Consider the following 26,476-nt stretch of genomic DNA (forward strand, 5'->3'; position numbering starts at 1 on the left):
AGCTTGAGAGGGGTCAGTGAAGCGTATACTGAAATGTGAGGAATGGGCCAAGCTAAGAATTGGCGAAGGCCTTGAGTTAAGCAGCTTTGACGAACTCACATCAATTCTCCATGCATGGAAAAAAAGCACAGGAAAAAATACAGATGCTTATTTCGATATTTATGCAGGAGCATTGGTGCCAAAATTTTGGACAGGAACCTTGGAAACATCTAAGCTAATTCTAGAGGTTGTTCCAATAGGTGCTAATTTGCTGGATCAGAAAAACAGAACCCTATTGGATAATAATTTATCTAGAATGCTTGAGAATGCTATATCATCTAGTTTCATCACCGCTGGATTAGCCCCTCTAAGTACTGATGGAAATAAATTCGATTCATTGTTGGGGATATTTTGTGATGAGTTACAGTTGGCACGCCGTCGCCAAGTCATTCGACGATATATATCTTCATCAGATAGCCTTTCCTCCCCTAGAGGTCGAATAACCTTTCCTGAGCAATGTTACGAAAATATTCGTAGGCCAGGGCGTTTTGCATCATCATGGGTTGCATTGACTGAAGATGTTCCGGAGAATAGAATTTTTAAAGAAGTTTTACTGCGCTACCGATCGAGATGTTCTGCCAATATAAGAGGAATTATTGATCTATGTTTATCCGATATGGATTCAGTCAATATCTCCCCAGATTATCGATTGGAATGGCCAAAGGTGCGTACTGACCGTTTATCCGCAACCTATCATTCACTTCTTCGCCAAAGCCAATCACTCTTGGAAGAGAGGGGGATTGGAATATTTGTTGGTGATGAATTAGCTACATCAGAGATTATTTTTACCTATCGTTTATTTGAAGCATTTATTGCAAAGGAATTGAATTGGATTGCTACATCCGAAGGTTTAATAGCGAAAACACAGGCAAGAGGGACTTTTGCGTGTTCTAGTAATGATGGTGAAGGTGTATTTGAGCTAATTCCTGATGTTAGGTTGATTAATAATGAAGGGGCTACTGAACTCATAATTGATACAAAGTGGAAGTTTCTTCACATGAATAAACGTAATTTAGGTATCTCACGTGAAGATATCTATCAAATGTTGACATATGGCATGCGTTTCAATTGTATGGACATTGTGCTTTTATATCCAGATGTTACCAGTGAGACTGGAAATAAAGGGGTTTACCATAGATTTGATACTTTTCAAGAACAGGGTAAATATTCTTTACATGTAGTAAAAATTCCGATGCTCGCTAACTCGTTATTGGCGATTAGAGACGTGTTGAAAAAAGTGGTTATGCTCAGCCGATCAAAAAATAAATAAACTACTTGTTAAGTTAAGCATGTAAGACAGCGGGTGGTTATGGACACTCCACTGTCTTTTTGATACTAGTATAAAGCTTAAGAAGCAAGACCAATTGAATTTCTTGTCACAGTTGCCTTGACGCCTGTGCGAGGATTCCCCTCTAAATAAATTGTGTTAAGTAAGTGCTCATCCGGAAGGCTTGAGAATTTTTGCGCAAGATGTCGAGCCAAGCTGTCACTTGCAGTTGTCAGGATCAAGTTCATGTTCGGCATTGAGGTTGCCACAAGTCTGAAAATATCCAGCATGGCTACTCGATTTAGATCATCTAAATGAGCGATAGGTTCATCCAACAGGAAGCTTCCACCGGTATTCTTTGCCCTTGCAAGGTAGAGTGATAGTGCTAAATCTTGTCTCTGTCCTTGGCTTAGCTTCTCTTCTGCTTCTAATGGCGTCTCATGACCTTCAGCAAGTACCATCCAATTCAAATCATCGCCAGAAACACTTAGTTGGTGATATACCTCGTTCGCGTGCATTCTGGAGAATAACTCCGTAGCAGGGACAAGGAGGGGGGCAAGGCTAGAAACAGTCGCATTACGAACATGATCGCCGTATTGTGTAATCGCATTATCAGCGACAAGTATGTGGCTTTGCCCCATCCTGAGCTTTTCTTCGACCGCTATTTTCTCACTACGGAGTCTTATTAACTGTTCAGTATCAGAGTCAACACTCAGGCATATCTCACAATCGCGAAGCTCTACTACATACCTCTCCGCTTTTAGAAGGTCTCGTTCAACCGCTGCTTGGGTTGAAGTGTGTATATTTTTGGTGACGGGAAGAGTTCCAATGACCTCATTCCATTGGCTTTGAAAATGATTTACCAGTTGAGAAACTGTCGCAATGCTGGCGTTGACCTGATGTGATTCTCTAGTTTTTATTTCAATACTTTCCAGCTTCTCTTTGACAGAGAGGGTAAGGCTTGCCCGTATAGCATTGGCTGAGTCGAACTGTTGCTGGAAGCGCTGTGCATGCTGCACAAGCGCCTGAAGAGCTTTGGATACGCCGGTATTTACGGTCTGGGAGCTAGGTAGTTGAAAGAATTCTTCAACTTGCGATAATGCTTCTGCAATGCTTTTCGCACTAATGGCAGAATTAATGCGAGCCAATAAATGCGGAAGACTAGTAATGTCAGAATGTGAGAATTCAGATTTATCCATGATGCTCAGATAACTGGTTCTTTCCTCAATGGCCTTCAGTTTATCGTTTATAGATTTTACCCGAGTAACGTAATCCTCAAAAGAAGATTGCTGTAGCTTGGCGTTTTGTAGTGTCGTTACACAGATCTGTTCATTCGACTGTGCAACTACTAGTTTATGGCTTGCAGCCTGAAGTTCGGGCGATAAGTTGGCATCGGAAAGCTGTTTTCGCAGCACATCAGCTGATTTCCAGTCATGGTCGCATAACGGGCAGTGCCCACTCGAAAGGGAATGTGACGCTTCGTGCCCCAATGCCCTCAGGCGGTTGATGACATTTGAAAGGGCATCGAACTCTCCCTGTGCTGTAATACGCGCTTGCTTAGCTACATCTGCAGATTTTAATAGCTCCACTAGGTTGTCCGGTGGTTGGACTGGATTGCTAGATAGATCCCGTTTGACGTTAAGAAGATCTAACAGAAGTTCTCTATTGCTGATCAGATACTCAATAGCATCTAACCAACGCTGTTGCCTGTCACTTTCCCACCCATACTCGACAAAATTTTGCTCCAAGAACTGGAAACTTAGTTCAGTTTGAGGAAAGATCCGAACGAAGTTTGGATCCGAGATGATACCTGTCCAGCCATTGAGAACATTGATGTTTTTTTGTGCCCACTCAATTCCTAATTTCCCTTGCAATATCTGGCTTTCGACACTAGCAAGTTGCTCAGCTAGCTGACGATGCTCATCGCTCAAGGCTGAGCTGGCCTGGGTAATCTTTGTGAGTAAACTACGACTGCTTTCAAGCTGTTGCAGGCCCGATTCATACCCCAGCCATCCTTCCTGCAGTTGGTTCAACAGGTTCTTTTTGCGCTGTGTGGTCTGCTGCAGTTTAGCGACTTCCAATTGTGCTGTTTTGAAGTCATCCAACAGATTTCCCGTTACCCGAGTGTTGGGAAATGTCTCTAATATAGATTTCAACTTGAAAGAGAGCTGTTCCCGTCCCAATTGGTTGGTGGAGAGCTTTTCTTCGAGTGTCTGAATCTCAATGGTAAGGCTTTGCAACCTTTTTTCCAGTCCCTGGACTCTAGGAAGATCACTTCTGTATTCCTTTAGATTGCTGAGCGTGTTTGTAAGATGACCAAGCCCCAATATGTCAGCAAAAATTTGTTGCCTTAGTTCTGACTTGCTATTGTCAACAAGGAGGGCTAATGAGTTTGCGTACAACCATCGGCAATTGCGAAGCCAGTCGCGGCGGGCCTTAGTAGTAGCTTGAGTACTACTGCCCTTAACTGAGGATGGTGTGAGCATCTCAAGCAGCTCGGCATCCTTAATCTTTTTTTTGCGAGTCTCCCCATTTTTTTTTAATGCAGCTTTTCCATTGACCCGTTCTAGATAGCACGTCTCGCCGTTTATCTCACATTCAGCACTTACAGAAGTATCACCATCCCCCCACTGACAAGAAAAGTCTAAGGTGGTTGGAAGGTCATCCACTTTATTAGTAAGCAGCCACTCTAATGCATAGCAAATTGTACTTTTACCAGTACCATTAGCTGCATGAATGATAGTTAATGGTGCATTGAGCGGGATTTGCAAAACATCGGGAACCCCGCGAAAATTCCGAATCTCCACCGAAAGAAACTTAATAGGAAGATTATTCATTTAGATCCCACTCCTTTCCATGATGACGAGCTAATTCCTTACCTGTAACGCTCCCAAGAGATGTCAAAAGCTCAGCCATTTGTTCATTTTCAGGTACAAATCCGGAAAATTCGGTTTGCTCAGATTTTCCACCCAGCCCAAGTGGAGTGATGCGCTGGCAACGCTGCCAGCCACTAGTATCTCGATAAACAACGTGTTTCCGCACAAAGCGGGTGTCCTTTTCCACATCATTGATGAACTGTCGGAAATCATCAGTGAACTGAGTCAGCGCCAGTACCAGATAACCATCAACAACTACCCCCTTTCTTTCGCGCTGTAAAAGTGCAGCATCCAGGAAAGCTTCAGCCTGTCTCGTCTGTATCCAAGCCTCTTCAGGCGTTTGGCAATCGACTTGTACAAGCAGTACTGATGCAAACTTAGTCGACCAGTACTTCACTTGAGTCTCCAAAGGCGGACCCGGCCAGTACGGCGTATCAGCAAACAACAATATATGGTCTTCAGGGGAAGTGAAGCCAGCTTCGACAGCACGCTCATCAAGGAGATGAATCAGTTCATTGAGCATCTAATTTTTTCCTACGATTGGAAATATCATCCATGAACTCCTCTGCTGATTCATCATCAGACTCATCGTACATCGACTCAATTTCATTGAGAGCAAAAAAGTAGACGTTGTTTACCATTGCAACATCTGTGATGGAATCTTTCACACTTGGCCCCGTCGTAATATCAAAGCGTTCGCTGCTGGAACCATTGAGTTCACTGAGCTTACTAGGCTTTTCATCCTTCACTCTCCCAACACCATTACCGAACACTACGAGCGGTGGATGATTGGCGGTATCTCTTGCCCACCGATAAAGATCATTTGACATGTGCCTTACGCGATACCCGTCATTAGTCCACGCGAGTACGTTGTAATCACCTTGGTTGGGATCAGTGAACTGCAGATGGCCCTTTTTACCTGGCTCAGTAACCCAAGCCGAATCCTTGTGGGATTTTAGGTAGCTTAGAGCCTGCACCGCCTTCATCACATTTTTTCCAGAATTGGTCAATTCATCCAATGTGAATCCGTGCGTAGATGTCACCCCATATCGGGTCTGGTAAGCAAAATCCTTGACGTCCTTGATTCCCCTATCCTGGACGAAGTTATCCAGTAATGAAAATTCCTTCTTCACCGATTCGGGGTAATCAGGGTCTGGAGGATGCCGGTTGAAGAGTTCATGAAACTCCAGCGCTGCGGGTTCTAGATCGTCCTGGACTACACCCCCCTGCAATCGCTGCCCTTTCGCACGTTCCAGTGTGAGATTCGCATTCCACGTCAACGTGAGGGTCAGTCCTCCGCTAGTGCTCCTGCGCATCACGCAGCTTGGGGGCTGCATCGCAGGCGGACTTGCTCGAGTATTATGTTCGCTATCGACGGAGGGGAATATCCCTGTGGCACTATGAAGCTGCATCTGACAACTTTGCAGACGTCCACTGTTAGCGGCTGCAACTGCAATCGGGGACACCAATCGCCGTGCATGATAATCCAAAAGAGCTTTCACGAACTCCTTAAGATCAGTAATGTGCTGGGAGGCCAAAATCAGATTTGGACGTTTGAGCCTGTCCTCAACCTGACTAGCTATAATTCTTCGTAATAGGGAGTTATTACGGTGGATCGAGTTTGTAAAATCATTTCCCAAAGTTGGCCAAATGATGACATCTTTAAAAGCCAGTCGAAGCGAAACATTCCCGCGATCAAAGCCTGCATCCTTTGGCTCGTTTTCAACTAGTATGTAGCAGTTGATACTTTCGTTGTCAGGATCTGTTACCCAGCACCATCCAGCTTTAAATTTCTGTGCAGAAGCCGGTCGCCAAGTTGGATCTACCCAAGACATTCCGTCGACTGTCTTCCAATTGATAAGCAAGGAACCGGTAACCTCTCCGCATCCGACCATGAAGACAAGTGGATACGGATAGGCTTTTACCAGCTCATTTATTTCGCTCCACTGTGTAGGAGTGGCAGCGGCTGCTCCGGCAGTGAGCACCACAGGGCGATTGCCAAAATGTTGTTCAAAGGTACCCACTTCTGTGGCAAGCATGCCCTTTAAAAATGGGATGAGTTCTGGACCTTGGATGAGGCTGATATTGAGGTGGTCTACCTCACACAACTCTCGGTCGATGTACTCTGTGCGGATTTTCTGAAGATAGGGTTTATCGGCTTCAGGAAATGCTCCGCCTTGGGATGCCAAATACTGCTTGATGACCTCGATTATCTGAGTCGCATCAGTATCCAGTTTGAAATAGGTATTCTTCACCTTTGAGTGTTTGGCCACCAAGCTTGATAAACTATCCTTCTTAAGGATTTTTGTATCTAAAAGGGGAGTCCACTGCCACACTATTTCACGCAGTTGCTTGGAAGATAGATCTTTGAGCCGTGCATCTTTGTGAAGCGTTTTTGATTTTTTGAGTATTTTCCCGCATTCATCTTCAAATGACGAAATATTGTCGTCGAAACGTTTTTGACCTGATGCCTGTAGGAACTCGAAAGCTTCAGTGGTTACACCATCGGCAACCGCAAAGTAGTATTTAAAGGACGTTCCAGGATGTGGCGCGATCTGGGGTCTGATGTGCGCATACAGGAAGAACTTGCAGATCTCATAGATAACCGTACCTAAATCAAGATTTTTCTTGAGGCGCTTGCACTGTATTACCCCTGTTGGTATCCCATCATTGTACAGGACAACGTCTCGACCTTGGTCAGCACCGTCGTTTAAGCGGCTTACTCTGTCATACCAGTTTTCAGCGTTACTTTCATATTCCGCTCGATAGATGTCTGCCACCAGAAGCTCAAACTGAGCATCACCCATGCGTTCGAATGGAAGCTGTCCGCAGTCAAAAGTGAATAGCTCTGGAGCATTTGTCTTGTCTCCTCTAATCACTGCTTCTTCTTCAGGCGAGATGAAAGACACTTCTTCTTTTACAGCCAATTTTCGCTCCTAGCGTTGAGAGACTGGTATTGTGGAGACTACGCGCTATGCCGCACGCTTTGGTAAAGAAGCCGCGAAAGGCGGAGCCAAAATCAATGTTGCTTTAAAAAAGCTTGTAGCTTTACGCACCTGTCTACTTTGCGAGAGCTATATCAAGCGATCTTAATCATAATCCGAGTAGTGCTGACTATCGAGGAGTTGTTTGTGGTTATGGAGGGTCTGTCGCCTTTATCAGTGAGTCAGCATGGTGACAGAAAGCACTTCGGCACAAATCGGAACTGATATTAGTGGCCGGTAAATAGCAGATATTCATCCATCATTTGCGTGAGAGATATGTTTTCCTCCTGCCGTCCAACCAGCCACAAGCCTAGAGCTTCAGGTGCCTTACGTTTCAGGTTATCCAGCCAGTCTTCCAGCGTCGCCCCCATCATCAAATCGTACCAACACAGCCAGACCAGCTTGTGCCGATACTCCGGTGAACTGAATTGTTGTAGCAGGCTAATCAGCTTATTCGCCAGCGGACGCTGCTTCAGGCGGATACATTCACTCAGCAATATCCCTTCCAGCATTGGGTGGTGAAGTAAAGTTTTTTGCTTTGTCTCAAGGTTGATTTGCATATCAGTCACAACCGACACTGGCTCCGGATGCTGACTTCCGTAAATCAGTCGGTAAAGGCATTGAGGTACCACGGCAGTCATCTGCCCCGCGCCGGGAAAGTACAGACTGCCCACCATCAGATGGTGGCTGGCCTGGATATTGGGGTGACACATGCCATTCATGATGGCCAGTTTTGTGAACCCGTTTAGCCAACGTTGATAGCTGATTAACAAACTGTCATATCGCGTCTTTGTCTCTTTCATGGTGAATTATCCCTGAATACTGAATGATAGGCAGCCGCAAACCCCCGCAATGAGCGGATAAAGAGTCTGCCTGTCAGGAAAGTGATATGTAAGAAGAGGTATCTAGCTGCGTGATTCGTCGATTCTCGCCTGAAGCCAGGCTTCAACTTCACTTTTCCGCCAACGGGAGCTGCGACCAAATTTGGTGGGTTTTGGAAACTTACCGTCCTTAATAAGTTTGTAAAACCATTTATCGGTCAACTGAGTGAGTTGCGTAATGAATGCCATATCGATGAACTGGTCTTCGAGCAGGGAAATTTGAATAGTCATGATTTTATTCTCCGGTATCTGAATGGAAACCGGAGAAGGTCTTATTATTGTTACTATCCCGCTCCGGCATAGGTACCGGTGGTGCCGTAAAAAATAGTATTAGCATGGTATATATTTTCTGGGTCTACCCTGTCGTGCAGGTGGTGGAACCTCATTGCATCCCCAGATCGGATAACCATTTTTCTGGTCTTCTTTTGTCAAATAGCTGGCTATACGTCTCAGGCTGTCTATGGCTTCGTTGTTGTGATATTCAACAATATTGTTAATATTGTCCTGATGATATTCATTTGGCCTGCATCGTTGGTATTTTCCCTCCCCATGGGTAATCTGATGCCACAGTTCTCCTGTCTGTAAAATGAACGGGAATGACTTCTGATGTTCCTGAGCATTAAGATAGAAAATCGCATGGGCATGAACTGCTCCTTCTGATGCCCATTCCAGTACCCAGAAAATACCAATGACGCCAGGAAGGTTCGTCATCGCCTGAGTGAGTTCTCTGAGGTCATCCTGTATCTCAAATGAGGAATTACGAATAAATCTGTTAGTACCTCGCTGGTAATCAAAATCCATTCGGAACGCCAGTATTTTGGAGTGACATGCCAGAATCTGATTAAGATGGTGATTGATCATATTCAGCAGAAAATCATTAGGGGTGATTTTCTTTAGATGTGGGTAATGTTTTTGCATTGATCTGTTCCTTTGGATGAATTCAAAGGAATTGGTATATCTGTTTTTTTGTCTCATAAAGGATGCCTGCAAAGCAGGTTTTAGTCACTTTTTACGGAGATGTATCACCCCGTGGTTGGGATGTTAGATGTCTATCAATTGAGATCTACTCTCTATAATACCAATTAACCTTAATTATGTTTTAACCTGATAGACGTCTCCGTTTTCCTACAGTTTTTACATTCATACAACCTGTTACCCTTGGCTGTCGTTGGGGGGGGGGGGCGCAGAGACAATTTTCAGTATTTCCGGGGAGGCGCTCTACATGACTTAGGTCAAATTTTCTCCGGTATGATTGAAATCAAGGCATGAAGTACAGGTGTAGAGGCTTATGATAGTCAAAAAAATAACGTAGTATACTACGTAGAGTGCTACGGCTTGTTCTACGATTGTTGTTACGTTTGAGGTTATGATGAGTGCAGGAAAACGAGTGACCAGTCTCTGGACGGAAAGAGTAAATTTATGGCTTTACTGGGATATCTTCCGCTCAGCATTAATGCATGTTGATGAGTCTCGTGAATTAGTGGAAAGAATAGGTGATGCTAATCTTTTCAAAGAGTCTTGTATTAAATATATGAATAAAAAAGAAATGCTTAAGTATAGGAGTGCGGAAGATTTCTTTGAAAAGAGTAGGCGAGAGGTTGAGGGGTAAGTTAATACCTTTTAGTGAACTTGAGTGGATTGATTGTGAACGTTCGTTGTCATTTGTTGCTAATTATATTCATGCTGAATATAAGCTATATGCAAATAATAATACCCCCTCTCTCCTTGATATCACTTTACCTGAATGGAGCCTTGATTCTGATAAGAGTGGCGTAAATTATGACGGGTTAATTCTTTTGATAGACCATCAATGTCGTGTATCAAGCTTTAACCATATCCGCTCAAACTTAGAGCGTTTGAGAAACTCTTGGCTCCGTATACAGAAAAAATTTGGCAATCCGTTTTGGTTCTCATCAGCCAGATATGATGCTAAATGCTTGGCAGATTATCAGTGGGTGATGTCTTACTTCTATAAGAACAAAATGATTAATGGTAATGTGGATTTTTGGTTTAAAAAAAATTTGAATCTGAAAGTTCACTCAATCTTTGATCAATGGGTTGAGAATAAATCCGATGCTGAAGGTGAGTTGTTTATTATAAAAACAAAAAAAGCATGGGGCCAGAAAAAATTCAGAGATAGTGTTGCAAACAAAAAAGTACTCAATACCTATATTAGCAAAGATTGTAAGAGACAACTTGATTATCTGGCAAGCCAAAATGAAATGAAAATCAATGAATTGATTGAGATGCTGATCAATGATGCATACGCAAAAGCTAAACTGAAAAGTTGGGGGAATTAAAAAAGATCACAGATATATATCATCACTCTGAACATATCCCATTAACGGCAGAACCTCTTAGTTCTGCCGTTTTTGTATACTTTTTTCGGAGGAGCAATAATGAAACAATTTGACGGTCTGCAGTCACTGCAGCAACCGCTTTCCGGCCTGCCCCAGTGGGTCTCTGAACGCATTCTGCAGCAGATAAATCAGTTAACCCACTACGAGCCTGTAATAGGCATTATGGGGAAAACCGGAGCAGGCAAGAGCAGCCTGTGTAATGCCCTGTTTGCTGGGGATATATCACCGGTCAGTGATGTGGCGGCATGTACTCGAAAACCACTGCAGTTTCGCCTGCAGCTCGGCAAACGCTTTATGACAATTATGGACCTACCCGGTGTTGGAGAGTCTGAACTCCGGGATGCTGAATATGCCGCACTCTACCGTGAACAACTTCCCCGGCTCGACCTGGTGCTGTGGTTGATTAAGGCCGATGATCGAGCACTAGCGGTGGATGAACATTTTTACCGGCAGGTGATTGGTGAAGCATACCGGCATAAGGTGTTGTTTGTTATCAGTCAGTCCGACAAGGTTGAACCCACCAGCGGTGGTGAAAAGCTGTCTACAGAGCAGAAACAAAATATCAGCCGCAAAATCTGTCTACTGCATGAGTTGTTCCAACCTGTAAATCCTGTCTGTGCGGTGTCGGTACGTTTGCAATGGGGGCTGCGGGTAATGGCTGAAAGGATGATTCATTGCCTGCCGCGGGAGGCCAGTAGTCCGGTGGCGGTACAGCTTAGTGATCCACTTCGTACCGATGCCATTAATAAAAAAGCCCGTGACGATTTTGGTGAAACGGACGGCTCGGTGTTGGACACAGTAAGTTCCATGCCCCTGATACCGGCCCCGGTTCGGACTGTCATCAAGTCTGTAAGCGACATCGTGGTATCGGTCGCTCGTGCAGTCTGGAACTTCTTCTTCTGAACATTAACCCTTCTAACCCGTAGTTTCCTAAGCCCTGCCGCGATTGAGCGGTAGGGCTTTTCTGTCTTTATTTTCCCATCATGAGGAGTCTGCTTATGACCCGTCTGGCTTCGCGCTTTGGCGCATCAAATCTTATCCGTCGTGACCGTCCGTTAACCCGCGAAGAGCTATTTCGTGTAGTGCCCAGTGTTTTCAGTGAGGACAAACACGAATCTCGCAGTGAACGGTACACATATATACCCACCATCTCTCTGCTGGACAGCCTGCAGCGCGAAGGCTTTCAGCCCTTCTTTGCCTGTCAGACCAGAGTGCGTGACCCAGGTCGCCGCGAGCACACAAAGCACATGCTGCGCCTGCGTCGGGAGGGACAAATTACCGGCAAGCAAGTCCCGGAAATCATTCTGCTCAACTCTCATGACGGCACCAGCTCGTATCAGATGCTGCCGGGATTATTCCGCGCGGTATGCCAGAACGGGCTTGTCTGCGGTGAGTCGTTTGGAGAGGTGCGTGTGCCGCACAAAGGAGATGTCGTGAGTCAGGTGATTGAGGGGGCGTATGAAGTGCTGGGTATTTTTGACCGTGTGGAAGAGAAGCGGGATGCCATGCAGTCGCTGATGCTGCCGCCACCTGCACAACATGCTCTGGCACAGGCTGCACTGATGTACCGTTTCGGTGAGGACCACCAGCCAGTGACAGCACCTCAGATACTCTCCCCACGCCGCTGGCAGGATGAGAGCAATGATCTGTGGACCACATATCAGCGTATTCAAGAGAACCTGATTAAGGGCGGGCTCAGTGGTCGGAGTGCGAAAGGCGGGCGAACGCATACCCGCGCCGTGCGTGGTATCGACGGAGATGTGAAGCTCAACCGGGCTCTCTGGGTGATGGCTGAAGCGATGCTGAGTGGGTTTCAGTCCTGAGCTTGTTATCAGCATGTTAGGAAAGGACACTCCCTGTCCGTTTTACCTCCACTGGATTGAGTGTTTTTTCACCGCATTTCACGATGTGCCGCGTCGGGCCTGCTTCCGGTGGCAGATAAAAAATAGTTCATTCCATGTCCATACCCTGTCCGCCCCCCTCTTTAGAATCATTTCATATTCAGGCAGTTAACTATTACGGAGATTTAAGATGACACAGGCAGAGCGCCGTCATGACCGGCTGGCTGTCAGGCTGTCACTGATAATCAGCCGCCTGGTTGCAGGTGAAACGCTGAACATGGCGCGGCTGGCTGCAGAGTTTGGTGTGTCAGTCCGCACCCTGCGACGGGATTTTCGCGAACGGCTGATGTACCTCGACCTTGAGTATCGACGGGGGCAATGCCGCCTGCGCAGCACCGGTGGGGGCGTACAGGGCGAGCTGGATGCGCTGACTTTTGCTCACCGGGCAGGACTGGCCGATATTTTTCCGGGGCTGGACCGGCGTCTGGCAGGCATGCTGCTCACCGCAGGAGGGATGCCCTGTCTGGTGTGGCAACCCCCACAGTCAGTGTCACCGGCCAGCTCGCTGGTGTTTTACCGCCTCGTCAGTGCCATTACTGCCTGCCAGCGGGTACTGCTGCTGGCCGAGGGAGAGCGCTGTGACGGGCTGGCCCCGTACCGACTGATTTCATTCGACGGCTGCTGGTACCTCACCGGTGAACTTAACGGGTATATCACCGTGCATCCTCTGGCGAACATCCATGCGGTGACAGTACTCAACACCACGTTCACCCCGCTAAAACGTCTCAGCCAGTTAACCACACAGGCGGGCTTTATCCGGGCTCTTCCGCACTTCAGCTATATCCGCGAAGCCCTGTCTCCTGGGCCCTCTGAGGAGGATCCAGTCAACATACTGATTTAATTACCTCTGTTAAGAAGGAAAAACAATGATCTGGCATTACGAGAAAAATGGCATACGTCACGACAATGTGACTGAAGACGACATCACCGGCCTGATTATGCGCGGTGAACTGACTGCATCCACTTTGGTATGGCGACAGGGTATGACTGAGTGGCAGCCAATCTCCGCAACCCCGCTGGCTTCGGCGCTGCTCCACAGCACAACTCCACCAGCATTACCAGGAAACCGCATTCCGGGTGGAGTGGTATGGACGCTGGCAATTGCTCCCTTCATTGGTTATGCGCTTGAGCTGTGGACGGCTGGGCTGAACGGAATGTCTTTTGACGAGGCATATGAGGCTGTCTCGGACGGGGAGTACTGGTTTATCACGCTGCTGCTCAATATCGCTCTGGGGTATCTCGATGAACGACGTCTGCGTAAGGCCGGAGTGGATACCACCACGTTCGGTAAACTGGCTTGGTTGGTGCCATTCTATCTGTGGCGACGGGCGAAAACCCTTGGGCAGAAACCAGCTTACTTCTGGGTATGGTTGTTGATGTTAATTCTGACTGTGGTGGCCTGAACCATCACCTGCGGATATCTCCCCTCTTGAGGAATAACATAATGAAAACACTGCTTAAGATACTGAGCATTACAGGCAGCCTGCTGCTCTGTGCAGGAGCTCAGGCCCAGCCTTATAACCGGACGCTCCCTGCAGCCGTCAGTGACAACAACGGGAAAATTTTCTGGTGTGATGCGCATCGCCAGGTTACCGGGAAATGCGAAGCCATGTCTGTTGATCGTCTGGGCGTGATGGTCACGGTGCGTTCAGCACCTTTTAAAGGCTGCGAAGGCGGCCTGTGGGGCTGGATAACCATCATGCACAACGATGTGTCGAAGGGATTCACCATTACTCCGGACAAGAAATTTGGGCTCACCGTAAAAGACCTGTGCCGTCCGGGCACGATAGTGACCTTTAAGCCCAACCAGAAGAAGCCGGAATATGACGACCTGGTGGCACTTTATCAGGGCAAAGAGCTGTTTCGCTACCGGCGCTTCTGATAACACCCGATACCAATCTACCTCATTTTGCCCGACAGCGGGCTGGATTAATTCAGGAAGAAAACCATGCTGAAAATAATGACATCTGCTGTACCCGCCCTCATTCTGTCACTTGCCACATTTAGTGCCGGTGCCGCTCAACTTCCGGCAAGCCTGATGGATAAAGACAATCCCGGCCAGGAGTACTGGTGCCAGGGAAATGACATCAACACCTCCATGTGCTCACTGACCGGTTTAAGCGACGACCATAAATTTGCTCTGATTCACGACCTGCCGGGCCCGGCCTGTGAAGACTTAAGCTTCGGGGTTATCGACCTCGTGCGCCAGACCGGTGTCAACATTCCTTACGATGGTGGTGACTGTAAGGGCGATGTGCAGGCCGGTTTTGTGCGTGGCACGAAAGATAATGCCCTGTATGTGAAAATTGTACGGGGCAGCAAAACCCTGCGGCTGTATAAGGTGCAAACCGGTTACTGACAATCCCACCACACATGCAAACTCCCACAGCCCCTGACGCATCTGCGTCAGGGGCTTTTGTTTTTAAGGTACACCGAATGCCTGAATCTCACATGCTGCCACCGGGACCGTTTACCCGACAGCAGGCCGAAGCGGTTACCCGCCGGTATCACAACCTCAGCATTGAAGATGACCAGAGTAGCCACTTCCGCCTGGTGGTTCGTGACTCTGAAGGTCTAAGGGCTGGCGGGCGTGGTGCTTTGAACCTGATGCCGGTAAGGGCTTAACCGTTATATCCGCAAGTCAGGCATCCTCAGAGCATCCTCCTCCTGACCACACTCATTCATCATCCCTGCATGTCCTTTATTTCCCATACGGCAGCCATCGTCGCTGGCGTTTTTATTGACGGAGAATATCCATGACGACACAAACTCAACGCGAATTGATATCCGCTAATGAGTCTCAATTTGACCTTACTGTAACACCAGTACCTGACGAGCAGCGTCTCGATTTCTGGCTGCAGCACTTTGGCTCTATCCCGCAGTGGATAACGCTGGAACCCCGTATTTTCGCCTGGATGGACCGCTTCTGTGATGAGTACAGCGGTGGTATCTGGTCTTTTTACACGCTCAGCAATGGCGGGGCGTTTATGGCCCCTGATACTGACAGTGACGATAAATGGCATCTGTTCAACAACGTGAACGGCAATGGTGCGGAAATAAGCGCGGAAGCTGCCGGGATAGCCGTCTGTCTCCTCGCGTACAGCCACCACGCCTGCCGCACGGAGTGTGACGCCATGACTGAGCACTATTACCGCCTGCGGGATTACGCCCTGCAGCACCCTGAATCCCACGCCATTTTTCGCATTATTGATTAAGGATACCCATGATGGAACAGTCACTTATCCCACTGACTCCGGTCCTTCCACTAACCGCACAACGCACGGTAAAACGCGCTTTAGCGCTGCTTGACCGACACCTGCGCGAAACAGGCGTGGCATTCACCTCCACTCAGGCTGCCCGTGACTGGCTGAAACTGAAAATGGCTGGACTAGAGCGCGAAGAGTTTATAGTGCTGTACCTGAACCAGCAGAACCAGTTGATTGCCCATGAAACACTATTCACCGGCACAATTAACAGTACCGAGATACATCCTCGCGAGGTGGTCAAGCGGGCCCTGTACTTCAATGCGGCGACGGTGATTATCGCCCACAACCATCCTTCCGGTGACCCCACACCCAGCCAGGCAGATAAAACCATCACGCTGCGCCTTATGCAGGCACTTGCCCTGGTGGACATCCACCTGTTGGACCATCTGATTGTCGGCGGGATCGAGATTGTCTCGTTTGCCGAACGCGGCTGGCTATAAGGAGAAAACAGTGATGAATATCATCAGCAAGCGTCAAGCGATGACAATCTACAGTCAGCATCCGCAGTCCCGCTTATTTCGGTTTTGCAAAGGGAAATATAAGTGGTCCGGCAGCATCTGCCACTACGCCGGGCGCGAGGTGCAGGATATTAGCGGGGTACTGGCGGTATACGCCGAACGACGTCAGGACTTCAACGGCCCGTATGTGGCCCTGCGTTGTGTCACGCTGAATTAACTCATATTTAAGGAGCGCTACATTGTCGAATAAAACACCGACAGCAAGCAACCACACGAAAGCGCCTTGGTGGGGACTGAAACGCGATATCACCCCGTGCTTTGGCGCACGGCTGGTCCAGGAAGGCAACTGCCTGCATTACCTGGCTGACCGTACCAGCATCGCCGGGACATTCAATGATGCAGAGTTATGCCATCTGGACCAGGACTTTCCGGTACTGATGAAACAGATGGAACTAATGCTCACCAGCGGCGAACTTAATCCCCGCCACCAGCACAGCGTCATGCTGTATGTGAAGGGGCTGACATGCGAAGCGGATACTCTTGGTTCGCATGGCTACGTCTACATCGTCATTTACCCCACAAAACGTTAAACCTTTTTAATTCACGCGAGAAAAAAAATGAAAATCTTACCTGAAACAATCCGGCGGGTGACGATGCCATATCCACTGCCTGGGGGTGTCTGGCTAATGTTACTGATAAGCCTGCTGTTACAGTCCTGTGGGCTGACGTTGAGCGGCACATTATTCAATGATGAAAACGTTATTTTGAAAAACGAAGCTGGAACTTACCCAAACACAGAAGGAAATTATGATGAAAAATAACATTCGTTGCCCAGTATGTAACTCCCACCGAGTTCGGGAGCGTCATACCGGCAAGAAAGGGGGCGCTGTTGCTGGCGGTGTATCAGGGGCTTTAAGTGGGGCTGCCATTGGTTCAGCCATTCCTGTTGTTGGCACCCTTGCTGGTGCAGCGATGGGGGCATTATTGGGCCGATTTATCGCTGGAGCAACCGCAGGTGCTGTGGCAGGGGCCGCACTGGATGGCGTCATATTCGAACGCTATGAATGCGTGGACTGTAATCAACTATTTGATTGATATTACTTTTATAGGATTGACAGCATTGTCTTTCTGACAGTCTGGCAATTTTATCCTCATCATTATTTACTCCTCAAGACATTAACTTCTATTCACCCATCTGAGAGTTCGTTATGAAAAGCTTACCTTTATTAAATAACCGAGGGGCTAAGCCTTGCCTGCCGCCTGTGACTATCTGGCAAATGCTTTTGGCTCGTGTGCTGCAACAGCATTATGGACTGACATTAAACGACACGCCTTTTAGTGAAGAACGGGTTATTCAGGAACATATTGATGCCGGTATCACTCTCACCGACGCGGTTAACTTCTTGGTAGATAAGTACGAACTGGTACGTATCGATCGCAGAGGGTTTAGTTGGCAAGAACAATCACCTTATCTTCGGGCCGTTGATATTCTGCGAGCACGACAGGCAACTGGCTTGTTACGACGAAGTCTTAATGATGCTCTATTGTGAGAGGCCCGAGCAGCATTCCTGACTAAAATCACCAGTCTTCACCAAATTTATATAACATACATCGCACCTGCCACTATTGGCAGGTGCGATTGCTTTTACAAAGTATAGCTAGTTTTAAGGATATTTATTATTAATGATTGAACTGAAATCCTCTTTATCGGTTTCAGCATCAATGACTGGTGGAACGTATGTGTTCAGTTTTTTACTGATGCCGAATATCTTGAGAATACAGGATAACATCCAAAACCATGGAATAAGAGTAGCTAAGGTGACAGTTAGAAAGAAAATAAACTGACTGACATCTTCACTTGAATACCTTTTAATTATCTCTGAACCCATAATGGTCAGTATAAAAATAAGCATGAGTGGTAGAGGCCACTTCAAATGACTATGGGGGTATATCTTGCCATCGTTGATATCATATAATCCCGGCCAACGTAATACCGCTTTGAGTGATTGAATATAGGTTTGAGAGTGGCTGGAATGAAAAGCCACAAGCCTGTAGGATAAATCTCTGTCCCTATGTAGACCTAAAGATAGAAGGCGGAATTGTTGTTCAGCCACATCTAGTGGGTCTGAAGATGGTGGTTTTGAGTGCCTTAACCATTTAACAGCTTCGATCTGCTCTAAAGGAGAGCGAGAAAAGAAATCCCGTCGGCTGAAGTGGACATACTTTTTCGCAATTGCGGCGAGAATGGCAAGGGTGACGCTTGTGATAACTGGAATATTGAGCAAATCTTTTACCAATGTGAACATCATCTTTCTCCTCTTAATCTTAAATGAACTGGAGATAACAGATTGATTTTTTGCAGGAGTTTTTTCCAGAGTGAGGCAAGAAGCATTAGTTTTGCTATGTAAGTGCTAGTTGTTAAATCTGTCTAGGAAAGAAAAATATTCCCAGCTGAAATTATTAAGGATGGTATGATTACTGTGTCATCGTTTAGATGATTCAGGGCGTTATGTTACTACGCTGATTTTAGAGGGGGAAGCAGTTGAGTATACATGTAAGTATATAACATCAATTATCCAGATGTTAATCACTTAAAATTCAGTTGATTAATGTTGAAATTCGAGTCCGGCCTTCGCACCATTCATATTTGAAGACTTTCTATTTTTTTAATTCAGTATGTACCATGATTTTTATACTCTGTGTAGTTCAGAGGGCCCGTTAGGATCGTGAGCTGAGTAACTGGATTTTCTTATTTTACATTAGTGAAAATTAAAAAAATGAAGAGCAATGCCAAAAATTTTAGGCTGTAAATCTTAAGGGAGAAATATAAAAAGAAAAACTCATTTTATTAATTTTTATCCTCTGAATTGATTAATAAATACAGATTTTTTTCGAGAGAATTTATAATCCTTACGTTCAATACTCTATGCTTACTGTATATAAAAATTTATAAATAAAAGAGCAGAAAACATAAAACGAATTTTCGTCCAGATCACAGTACGCGTCATGCTCTGGTTAGATAAGCCAAATTTAAAGGGCGTTTTGGACAAATAAGTTTTATATGTGCATAACACAAACAAATCATTGCACTCGCGCTCACATCGTGGACAATGCTTAATCATAAGGTGCGTTTATATCTATCAAATCAATAATTTGACTTAAGTTGCGGGATGCGGGATGGACAGTAACACTAAAGGATTCACTTCATACTGGCGTAACTCTCTGGCTGATGCAGAGTCGGGCAAAGGTGCTTTTGCTAGTAAGGATGTAGAGCCATTCACCAGATGGACGAACATTAACTCAGCAAGGCTGAAGGATGAAACAGTCCGTGCGTTTTTTGAGGATGAAGATGAAGACGTTAAAACCGTTGAGGTGCTTTTACGGCCTCGGGTATTTATCCGGCTGTTGAAGCATGGCAAAGAGCGGACTGCAGGCGCACCAGAGTTCGTCACGCCACTGGTCACTTCTGCTCTCCTGAACCGCGAAGGTTTTTTGTTTCCCAACGCACCGACCACCATTCCGCGTGACCTGATTGAGCCACTTCCCAAAGGTACATTTTCAATCGGTGAGATGGCGAATTATGACAAATACAGAACAACACATGACTCAACCACCTTTGGTGTGGATGATGAGCATGAGCACCACGCGGAAACGGATGAGCAGCGTGAAAAGCGATATGAACGATACAAAAACTTATGGGAAAAATATCGTAAAGAGTCAGAAGATCTTCTTGAAAATGTTGCTAAAGAATGGATTGAATCCCACGAGCAATATGAACTGGCTGAATATGGCTATGTAATCAAAGCAAACAAGCCAGGTGGGGCAACAAAGCATCTTCTGCCTATGTATGATCATCTGTTGGTGAGCAAAAAAGAAGTGCCGTTGTTATCGCGCTTTGCCTCTAATGCAATGCTCCCATTAGAACCACTTCTGCCTGACAACGCCATGTTTAGCGACCGTCTTGGGCATTCTGGCGATACATTTCCGCTGGCTCTGGCACAACGTGATGCTTTGAGTCATTACCTGACCCAGCAACCGGGCGATATACTCGCTGTTAACGGTCCTCCGGGAACCGGTAAGACTACGCTGGTGCTTTCCATTATTGCGACCGAATGGGCCAGGGCTGCGCTTAATAAGAGTGAACCGCCTGTAGTTATTGCTACGTCGACCAATAACCAGGCTGTAACCAACATCATTGAAGCGTTCGGTAAAGATTTTGGTTCTGGTACCGGGATAATGGCGGGGCGTTGGTTACCCGACGTGACCAGTTTTGGCGCGTTTTATCCGTCTTCCACTCAAAGAGCCGACGCTGTAAAAAAATACCAGACGGAAGATTTTTTTAATCGTGTTGAATCCCTCGAATATGTTGAAGACGCCAGAGTTTTTTATCTGGAGAAGGCAAAGGCTGCGTTTCCGAACGAGGAATGCAGTTCACCAGAGCAGGCTATAAATCTTTTGCATAAGCGTTTAACTGAGATGTCTCATCAGCTTAAGCAAATCGAGCCGGCATGGAACAGGCTGAATGCGGTTCGCCGTGAGCGGGATGCCATCAGCGAAGATCTCGACCAGTACATTGAAGATAAAAATGCGTTACTGCTTAACAGTACGAATGACATCTCGCTTTTGAACCAGGGTAAAAAGCAGTGGCAGCAATATCGTGCGAATGAGTCCGTGTTATATGCGCTTTTCTCCTGGCTGCCTGTCGTTCGGACTAAACGCCAATATCAAATGAACCTCTTTTTAGATGAATTGTTTGGCGCAAAGATGATGGCATTTGAGGGAGCACTGCCTGAAGATATTGACGCATTTATAGAAGGTTTAATTTCACAAGCGTCTAAAGAACAGGCGGGTTACCAAAAGGAGATTGAACTAGCCCAGGACATCTCCAGACGCGAAAGCGAAGCATCTCAGCGCTGGCGCGAGCTGACATATTCATTAGGGCACTCAGATGCAGATGAAGTGACCTTGTCCAAAGCGGATGAGCTGGCGGATACAGGGATCCGTTTCCCTGCGTTCTTACTGGCAACCCATTACTGGGAAGGCCGCTGGCTAATGGATATGGACGGGATTGATAATCTTCAAAAAGAAAAAAAAAGTCCTGGGGCAAAAAGTGTTAAAGCACGCTGGCAGCGTAGAATGAAACTCACGCCTTGTGTAGTGATGACTTGCTACATGTTGCCGTGCCATATGAAGACCAGGGAGTTTGTAGGCGGCAATAAGAAATTTGACGACAACTATTTATACAATTTTGCCGATTTGCTGATTGTCGATGAAGCGGGGCAGGTCCTCCCTGAGGTTGCTGCAGCGTCTTTCGCACTGGCGAAAAAAGCCTTGGTAATTGGTGATACAGAACAAATTGCCCCTATCTGGAACAGCCTGCCAGGCATTGATATAGGTAACATGATGGAGGAGAATATCCTTCACGGCAGTACGCAAGAGGAGCTTACTGAAGCCTATATCTTAATGAGTGAGTCAGGAAAAAGTGCTGCATCAGGCAGTGTTATGAAAGTGGCTCAGTTTAACTCACGCTATAAGTACGATCCTGACTTTGCCCGCGGAATGTACTTGTATGAGCATCGACGTTGCTTCGACAATATTATTGGTTACTGTAACGCTCTTTGTTATCACGGTAAGTTGCAGCCAAAACGAGGCGAGGAAAAAGAAACGATTTTTCCTGCGATGGGTTATCTTCACATTGACGGCAAAGGTGTAAAGAGAAATGGCGGAAGTCGCTATAACGCCTTTGAGGCTGAAACGATAGCGGCCTGGCTTTCGGCTCACAAAGTGGAAATCGAGGCGCATTACGGAAAACCGTTACATAAAGTGGTGGGTGTAGTGACGCCATTTTCTGCACAGGTTAATGCCATAAAGTCATCATTACGCGAACAGGATATTAATTGTAGCGGTGATGAAAATTCCCTGACGGTAGGAACTGTGCACGCTTTGCAAGGGGCAGAACGCTCCATCGTGCTTTTCTCACCCGTATATTCGAAGCACGAAGATGGTGGATTTATTGATAGTGACAGCAGCATGTTGAACGTTGCCGTTTCCCGGGCTAAGGACAGTTTTCTGGTCTTTGGGGATATGGACCTCTTCGAGATCCAGTCGGGCTCTTCGCCCAGAGGATTACTGGCGAAATACCTGTTTGCTTCCGCAAATAATGCGCTGCAGTTTGAGTTCAAAAAACGCCCGGATTTAAGTACTGCTCAAACACAGATTTCTACCCTACACGGGGCAGAAGAGCATGATGCCTTTCTCAACCAGACGTTTGACTCAATCGGGAACAGCATCATGATTGTCTCTCCCTGGTTAATCTGGCATAAGCTGGAAGAAACCGGATTTCTGGCATCAATGAAACGTGCTCTTTCCCGCGGAATTGATATCACAGTCGTGACAGACAAGAGTTTCAATACCCAGGCTTCCAGTTATGATCAGCGGATAGAAAAACGGCAGCGCCTTGATGAAGCTCTTGGAAAGCTAGAAGAACTCGGTATATCAACCAGACTTGTTGACCGCATACACAGTAAAGTAGTCATTGGTGACGAAGGCCTCTTGTGTGTCGGTTCATTCAACTGGTTTAGTGCATCTCGTGATGAGAATTTCAAGCGTTACGACACATCGATGGTGTATGTCGGTGATGCTTTAAAAAATGAAATTAAGATCATTTATTCCAATCTGGAGCAACGCTTACTCAAGAAAATTTGAGGCATATCTTCGTATTATATTCCTGTCAGCAGCCGTTCTGTCATTTTCAAAACGGCGCTAATAAGTGAGTTAAAAGAAGCTTTTATAGACATGCTGCTCTGAATATATCATTTTTTAGGATAGGGTTAACCCGTATTGTTGGGTGCGGGTTTCAAGCTTTACTAAAACTGCTGAGTTTAAATTATTTTTTTAATGATGTGTGTTGTGTGAGATTTTTGTAGTTTAAATCTGGGAGTATAGAAGTTTATTGTTATAGTACTTATTTAAAAAAGGTGATTTTATCAAGTCTGTGCTCGTAAGCTTTGCGTTACCTAATCGATATCAGGCAAGGGTATTATCATAGATTTGCCCAAATAAATTGCCAGCTCTACGACTACTATGAGGAAGCTTTTAAAATGAATGAACTCCCAGACAGTCTGCCGTACGAATTTATTATTCAAGCTATCAAGGCTTATGATGAAGGATTCTCACATAGTTTTAAAGAAGCGAGACTTTATGAACTTGAATTTGAAGGACGTCGTTATCCGTCAAAAGCAATTGCTGGAATAGCCGCATCGCTAATGACAGGTAGAAATTTTACACCTCAAGATTTCTCTGGTGGTATCAATTCAAAATGCGTAAGATTGCTTATAAAACAGGGGTTTAATATTATACAAGATAAAAATCGCGCTGTGCCTGCTCAGGGTTTTCTTTTTCCTGATGAACTACCCAACCAATCTCAATATGTTGAGGGGGCCGCAATGCGAGTCGTGGTTAACCGATATGAGCGCGATCCAAAAGCCCGTAGTGCCGCTCTTGCTTATCATGGTCATCAGTGCAAGGTATGCCAAATTGATTTGTCAACGGTCTATGGTGATATTGCTAAAGGATTTATCCATGTTCATCATCTCAAACCACTTTCTGAAATTAAGGAAAAACATTCTCCAGATCCAATAAATGACCTTATTCCCGTTTGTCCAAATTGTCATGCTATGCTACACCGTAAAGATCCCCCATTTACCCCAGAGGAGATCAAAAATATGATGATTTAATATTTAATTTAAATATTCATGCTTTTTTAAGCTTGGTTTTTATGATTTTTTTTCCTCTTCTTTTTTCTTGAAGAAAGGAGTAATTCTAAAATAGCTGTAATTATTATTGTTAACACGCTGCATAAAAACCAATAATCAGGAACGACAAAGTAGTAAAAGAAGAATAGTAGTATAACAGCTAAGCATATTACTGCATATGCAGCAGTATCTTTAAATAATTCTAAGATGGCCTTTTTCATCTTCTATTTTTTCTTTTTGTGGTTAAAGTCAGGAGGTAATATAATAACGATGAAATCATAAGTGAGATAATTAACAAAAAAACAAATAGTGAGTTAAAAGATTGTTGAAATCCTAAGAATGAAAGTTTTCCCAAGAGTGAGATGAATGAGTCAGCATCGCCGAACCTGAAGGTAATCTCAAAAGTTACTGAAGCGATTAAAATAAACAAGCCAATAAACAAGAGTGTTTTGATGATATTTTTCTTCAAAATCTATTTCCTCATGATATTATAGATATCTTGTTTCATTCTGAGTTAGGATACCCGGTAATGTACCTGTCATCAATAATAAAATTCCGAACCACACCTGAAAAGGATGCAGCAACCGCACTCGATAAAGCTGTAAAAGGATTGGGTTCAAACAGCATGGGGACATTAAAGGACGTTAAGGCAGGAGTAGAACGTGCATCCTGGTACAGTTCGTGTCTTTTCGATAAATACGAAGACATATGTTCAGAACTTAAGGGGGAAGATCGCCGGTTCATCAAAGTTATATTTGAGATATATAAAAGAAAAGATGTTATGGCTGATATGATGAGAATGTATATTGAGGCTGAATTAAATAAACTGGAGCAGTCGCGAATTCAGTATATGGACCAGAAGTTGGCTAATATGCTGGCTGGATACAGCAGTGGGAAGTTAACCAAAACAGCTATAGCGACTAGTTTTTCTGTATTAATTGTTAATTCATTTAGTTTTAAAAATGAAGTTTTGGTCAGGGTTAATAAATATTCAATCGCAATAGTTACTGCGGCATCATATTATGGAAAGGTTCAGGTGGCTGCGTTAGCTTCCAGAAGATTACAACAGCTTTCACCACAGTTATATCAATTATTCTATTCAAATAATATCGAAATGCTTTATTTCTTAATTAGTGATAGTATTGACAAGGCTTTGATTAGTGCTTTGGGATTAAGCGGGGAAAACAGAATTATCGCTATAATCCAGAGTCTGACAAAATAAATCTCCCTATAGTCTGATATTCTTTATATAAGAAAATACTTCAGTGAATAAAATGAATTATAATTTTGGTGCTTTTGATATATTATTTACCGAGGTCTTTAGATGTGGCTTTGTCTAACTTTCATTTTCTGCAAAGAATAGCAATCGGTTTTTTAACTGCCTGAAGCTGTGCTTTTTTTGTTATTTTCTTTTAAGAAATAATGATGTGCTCGATAGGCTAATGAAAAAAATGTAAATTCTGTTTTACTACATATTCCAGTTTATCAGTAATTCGCGGTAGAAGGATGTTAACCATGAAGGGTAAAATTTTTTTGGCTGCGGTATTTCTTTTAACCGGATGCCCCGGGCCGGGTGACAGGATGACTGAGCGAGAATCAACCTCAGTGATTATTAAAGATAATCAGGTTTGTGTAGTGTCGCCGCTAAAATCAGAGGAACGGGTTACCGCTATTCAAATAAACAGCGATAAAAACGATACGCTACATAAAGTCTTTGATGATAAACCTGTTTATGTAGCTAAAGGGGAATGCCTGCCACTATTTGGATTTACATTTGCACCGGGTGAAAGATATTCAATCGCTTATGACGTCATGAATCAGAAATCACAATCGCATTTGGTAACGGCTGAGTTTTCAACTCAAATCGACAGAGGCATCATCAAGATCTTTTAACACCATGATCTTACAAGCGCGCATATGCGTATAAGACCATAGTCACCTTTGTACAAATCGATATCGATAAAATATGTGCCTAAATGGGCTATGCAAGGCGCGGAGTCGAGAATGGTATCAGTGGAGAAATGGGTTACGTTCCCGACTGCGACTGATAGTAGCACTAAACTAAGTGTTGAAGACGAAGTCATCAGGGTCATCTCTTTTTTTCTTTAAATCAGATATTTATGAGTCGTAAGGGCTAAGGTTCTGACTGTACCTTGATTTTCGGGCAACAAACTGATGTTATCTTTATGGCATCGCTGGTTTTTCAGTATGCAGGTTGGATAGGAGAAGGGTGCCTTTTTTGAAAATTTTAACTTTATACTGAAATGAAAATATTTATTGTTTTAATTATACTGCTTGCTAATATCGGCTTCGTCTTGTCTATCCTTCTCTACGCATTAAACAGAAGGAAATATTATGAGCTTATTAAGCTTTTCCAGAAAAAGCATGTACTTCCTGCGCCGTATCTTTACAGCAGTATGATTGGCTTCTTTGGTGCTTCCACGATGGCATATTTCTTTATCAGACTTAAAAGGAATAAAAGTATATTTTTTCTGGATGAAAACAGCGAGGCGTATCAGTTTGTCGATTCGAATAATGTCGAATTGATGCGGTGGATGATTCCTTTTTTTATGTTTTTGTATTAAGTTTTGGATGCATCTTGTTCCTGATTTGTTTTGGCGGTGTACTAATCTTAATCGATAAATTCACAGTTTGACTTATTTAACTTTAAATTCCCCAGCGTAACGTTT

At 45.0% G+C, this 26,476-nt stretch carries 28 protein-coding genes and 1 pseudogene; 21 read left to right on the plus strand and 8 right to left on the minus strand.

The window, feature by feature from the left end:
• Positions 1–16 precede the first annotated feature (16 nt).
• On the plus strand, positions 17–1,309 hold the full coding sequence (locus tag C1N64_RS05450) for an McrC family protein (protein ID WP_071685934.1): 1,293 nt from the start codon (positions 17–19) through the stop codon (positions 1,307–1,309).
• Between the two features lie 77 nt (positions 1,310–1,386).
• On the opposite strand, the gene C1N64_RS05455 is transcribed toward C1N64_RS05450, so the two are convergent.
• From C1N64_RS05455 to C1N64_RS05480, 6 genes are all read right to left on the minus strand, one after another.
• Complete coding sequence (locus tag C1N64_RS05455; RefSeq protein WP_251903808.1) at positions 1,387–4,143, minus strand: AAA family ATPase; 2,757 nt, start codon at positions 4,141–4,143, stop codon at positions 1,387–1,389.
• On the minus strand, positions 4,136–4,705 hold the full coding sequence (locus C1N64_RS05460) for a hypothetical protein (RefSeq protein ID WP_251903807.1): 570 nt from the start codon (positions 4,703–4,705) through the stop codon (positions 4,136–4,138). The genes C1N64_RS05455 and C1N64_RS05460 overlap by 8 nt, the downstream gene beginning before the upstream one ends.
• Entirely contained in the window at positions 4,695–7,109 is a 2,415-nt protein-coding gene (locus tag C1N64_RS05465; RefSeq protein ID WP_394515305.1) for an ABC-three component system protein, read from the minus strand. Before C1N64_RS05465 ends, C1N64_RS05460 begins: the two co-directional genes overlap by 11 nt.
• Before the next feature lie 284 nt (positions 7,110–7,393).
• Positions 7,394–7,969 (minus strand): hypothetical protein, encoded by a 576-nt coding sequence (locus tag C1N64_RS05470; RefSeq protein WP_251903805.1) that lies wholly within the window; start codon positions 7,967–7,969, stop codon positions 7,394–7,396.
• 102 nt (positions 7,970–8,071) lie between these two features.
• Entirely contained in the window at positions 8,072–8,278 is a 207-nt protein-coding gene (locus C1N64_RS05475) for a helix-turn-helix transcriptional regulator (RefSeq protein ID WP_039055622.1), read from the minus strand.
• Positions 8,279–8,377: 99 nt separating this feature from the next.
• Positions 8,378–8,965 (minus strand): rolling circle replication-associated protein, encoded by a 588-nt coding sequence (locus C1N64_RS05480; protein ID WP_394515306.1) that lies wholly within the window; start codon positions 8,963–8,965, stop codon positions 8,378–8,380.
• A 469-nt stretch (positions 8,966–9,434) separates the two neighbouring features.
• On the opposite strand from C1N64_RS05480, the gene C1N64_RS05485 reads away from it, so the two are divergent.
• The 16 genes and pseudogenes from C1N64_RS05485 (at position 9,435) to C1N64_RS05560 (ending at position 17,582) form a co-directional block, all read left to right on the plus strand.
• Positions 9,435–9,656, plus strand: coding sequence for a hypothetical protein (locus C1N64_RS05485; protein ID WP_394515307.1), 222 nt, complete (start codon positions 9,435–9,437; stop codon positions 9,654–9,656).
• Positions 9,625–10,347, plus strand: coding sequence for a hypothetical protein (locus C1N64_RS05490; protein WP_394515308.1), 723 nt, complete (start codon positions 9,625–9,627; stop codon positions 10,345–10,347). The genes C1N64_RS05485 and C1N64_RS05490 overlap by 32 nt, the downstream gene beginning before the upstream one ends.
• 99 nt (positions 10,348–10,446) lie before the next feature.
• On the plus strand, positions 10,447–11,310 hold the full coding sequence (locus C1N64_RS05495; RefSeq protein ID WP_394515309.1) for a GTPase family protein: 864 nt from the start codon (positions 10,447–10,449) through the stop codon (positions 11,308–11,310).
• A gap of 95 nt (positions 11,311–11,405) precedes the next feature.
• Positions 11,406–12,230, plus strand: a complete 825-nt coding sequence (locus tag C1N64_RS05500) for a DUF932 domain-containing protein (RefSeq protein WP_227448140.1) — start codon at positions 11,406–11,408, stop codon at positions 12,228–12,230.
• Positions 12,231–12,438: 208 nt separating this feature from the next.
• Positions 12,439–13,149 (plus strand): DeoR family transcriptional regulator, encoded by a 711-nt coding sequence (locus C1N64_RS05505; RefSeq protein ID WP_193149472.1) that lies wholly within the window; start codon positions 12,439–12,441, stop codon positions 13,147–13,149.
• Between the two features lie 25 nt (positions 13,150–13,174).
• Positions 13,175–13,711 carry a DUF4339 domain-containing protein gene (locus C1N64_RS05510; protein WP_193149471.1) on the plus strand — a complete coding sequence of 179 codons (537 nt, stop codon included), beginning with the start codon at positions 13,175–13,177 and terminating at the stop codon, positions 13,709–13,711.
• Between the two features lie 41 nt (positions 13,712–13,752).
• Positions 13,753–14,190 carry a hypothetical protein gene (locus C1N64_RS05515; RefSeq protein WP_035343367.1) on the plus strand — a complete coding sequence of 146 codons (438 nt, stop codon included), beginning with the start codon at positions 13,753–13,755 and terminating at the stop codon, positions 14,188–14,190.
• Positions 14,191–14,256: 66 nt separating this feature from the next.
• Positions 14,257–14,667, plus strand: coding sequence for a hypothetical protein (locus C1N64_RS05520; protein WP_193149470.1), 411 nt, complete (start codon positions 14,257–14,259; stop codon positions 14,665–14,667).
• A 77-nt stretch (positions 14,668–14,744) separates the two neighbouring features.
• A pseudogene (locus C1N64_RS05525) lies at positions 14,745–14,979 on the plus strand (DUF905 domain-containing protein).
• Positions 14,980–15,064: 85 nt separating this feature from the next.
• Entirely contained in the window at positions 15,065–15,523 is a 459-nt protein-coding gene (locus tag C1N64_RS05530; protein WP_090460851.1) for an antirestriction protein, read from the plus strand.
• Between the two features lie 8 nt (positions 15,524–15,531).
• A complete protein-coding gene (radC, locus tag C1N64_RS05535; RefSeq protein WP_035343357.1) occupies positions 15,532–16,014 on the plus strand; it encodes a RadC family protein in 483 nt (160 codons plus the stop codon).
• Between the two features lie 13 nt (positions 16,015–16,027).
• Positions 16,028–16,249 carry a DUF987 domain-containing protein gene (locus tag C1N64_RS05540; protein WP_035343354.1) on the plus strand — a complete coding sequence of 74 codons (222 nt, stop codon included), beginning with the start codon at positions 16,028–16,030 and terminating at the stop codon, positions 16,247–16,249.
• Between the two features lie 22 nt (positions 16,250–16,271).
• The gene (locus tag C1N64_RS05545; RefSeq protein WP_105177933.1) at positions 16,272–16,622 is read left to right on the plus strand and encodes a type IV toxin-antitoxin system YeeU family antitoxin; all 351 of its coding nucleotides are present in this window, start codon (positions 16,272–16,274) and stop codon (positions 16,620–16,622) included.
• 27 nt (positions 16,623–16,649) lie between these two features.
• Positions 16,650–16,853: a TA system toxin CbtA family protein gene (locus C1N64_RS05550; RefSeq protein WP_142392809.1), complete on the plus strand. Its 204-nt coding sequence runs from the start codon at positions 16,650–16,652 to the stop codon at positions 16,851–16,853.
• Complete coding sequence (locus C1N64_RS05555; protein ID WP_224753023.1) at positions 16,840–17,127, plus strand: hypothetical protein; 288 nt, start codon at positions 16,840–16,842, stop codon at positions 17,125–17,127. Before C1N64_RS05550 ends, C1N64_RS05555 begins: the two co-directional genes overlap by 14 nt.
• A 113-nt stretch (positions 17,128–17,240) precedes the next feature.
• Complete coding sequence (locus C1N64_RS05560) at positions 17,241–17,582, plus strand: TA system toxin CbtA family protein (RefSeq protein WP_251903801.1); 342 nt, start codon at positions 17,241–17,243, stop codon at positions 17,580–17,582.
• Between the two features lie 114 nt (positions 17,583–17,696).
• On the opposite strand, the gene C1N64_RS05565 is transcribed toward C1N64_RS05560, so the two are convergent.
• Positions 17,697–18,341, minus strand: coding sequence for a hypothetical protein (locus C1N64_RS05565; RefSeq protein WP_394515310.1), 645 nt, complete (start codon positions 18,339–18,341; stop codon positions 17,697–17,699).
• An 868-nt stretch (positions 18,342–19,209) separates the two neighbouring features.
• On the opposite strand from C1N64_RS05565, the gene C1N64_RS05570 reads away from it, so the two are divergent.
• On the plus strand, positions 19,210–22,737 hold the full coding sequence (locus tag C1N64_RS05570; RefSeq protein WP_394515311.1) for an AAA domain-containing protein: 3,528 nt from the start codon (positions 19,210–19,212) through the stop codon (positions 22,735–22,737).
• Positions 22,738–23,132: 395 nt separating this feature from the next.
• Positions 23,133–23,768: an HNH endonuclease gene (locus C1N64_RS05575; RefSeq protein ID WP_394515312.1), complete on the plus strand. Its 636-nt coding sequence runs from the start codon at positions 23,133–23,135 to the stop codon at positions 23,766–23,768.
• A gap of 26 nt (positions 23,769–23,794) precedes the next feature.
• On the opposite strand, the gene C1N64_RS05580 is transcribed toward C1N64_RS05575, so the two are convergent.
• Positions 23,795–24,007: a hypothetical protein gene (locus C1N64_RS05580; RefSeq protein ID WP_205959126.1), complete on the minus strand. Its 213-nt coding sequence runs from the start codon at positions 24,005–24,007 to the stop codon at positions 23,795–23,797.
• 308 nt (positions 24,008–24,315) lie between these two features.
• On the opposite strand from C1N64_RS05580, the gene C1N64_RS05585 reads away from it, so the two are divergent.
• Positions 24,316–25,008 carry a hypothetical protein gene (locus C1N64_RS05585; protein WP_394515313.1) on the plus strand — a complete coding sequence of 231 codons (693 nt, stop codon included), beginning with the start codon at positions 24,316–24,318 and terminating at the stop codon, positions 25,006–25,008.
• Positions 25,009–25,301: 293 nt separating this feature from the next.
• Positions 25,302–25,679: a putative T6SS immunity periplasmic lipoprotein gene (locus tag C1N64_RS05590; RefSeq protein WP_054688204.1), complete on the plus strand. Its 378-nt coding sequence runs from the start codon at positions 25,302–25,304 to the stop codon at positions 25,677–25,679.
• The last annotated feature ends 797 nt before the right edge of the window (positions 25,680–26,476 follow it).

The organism is Pantoea sp. SGAir0215 (assembly GCF_043543215.1).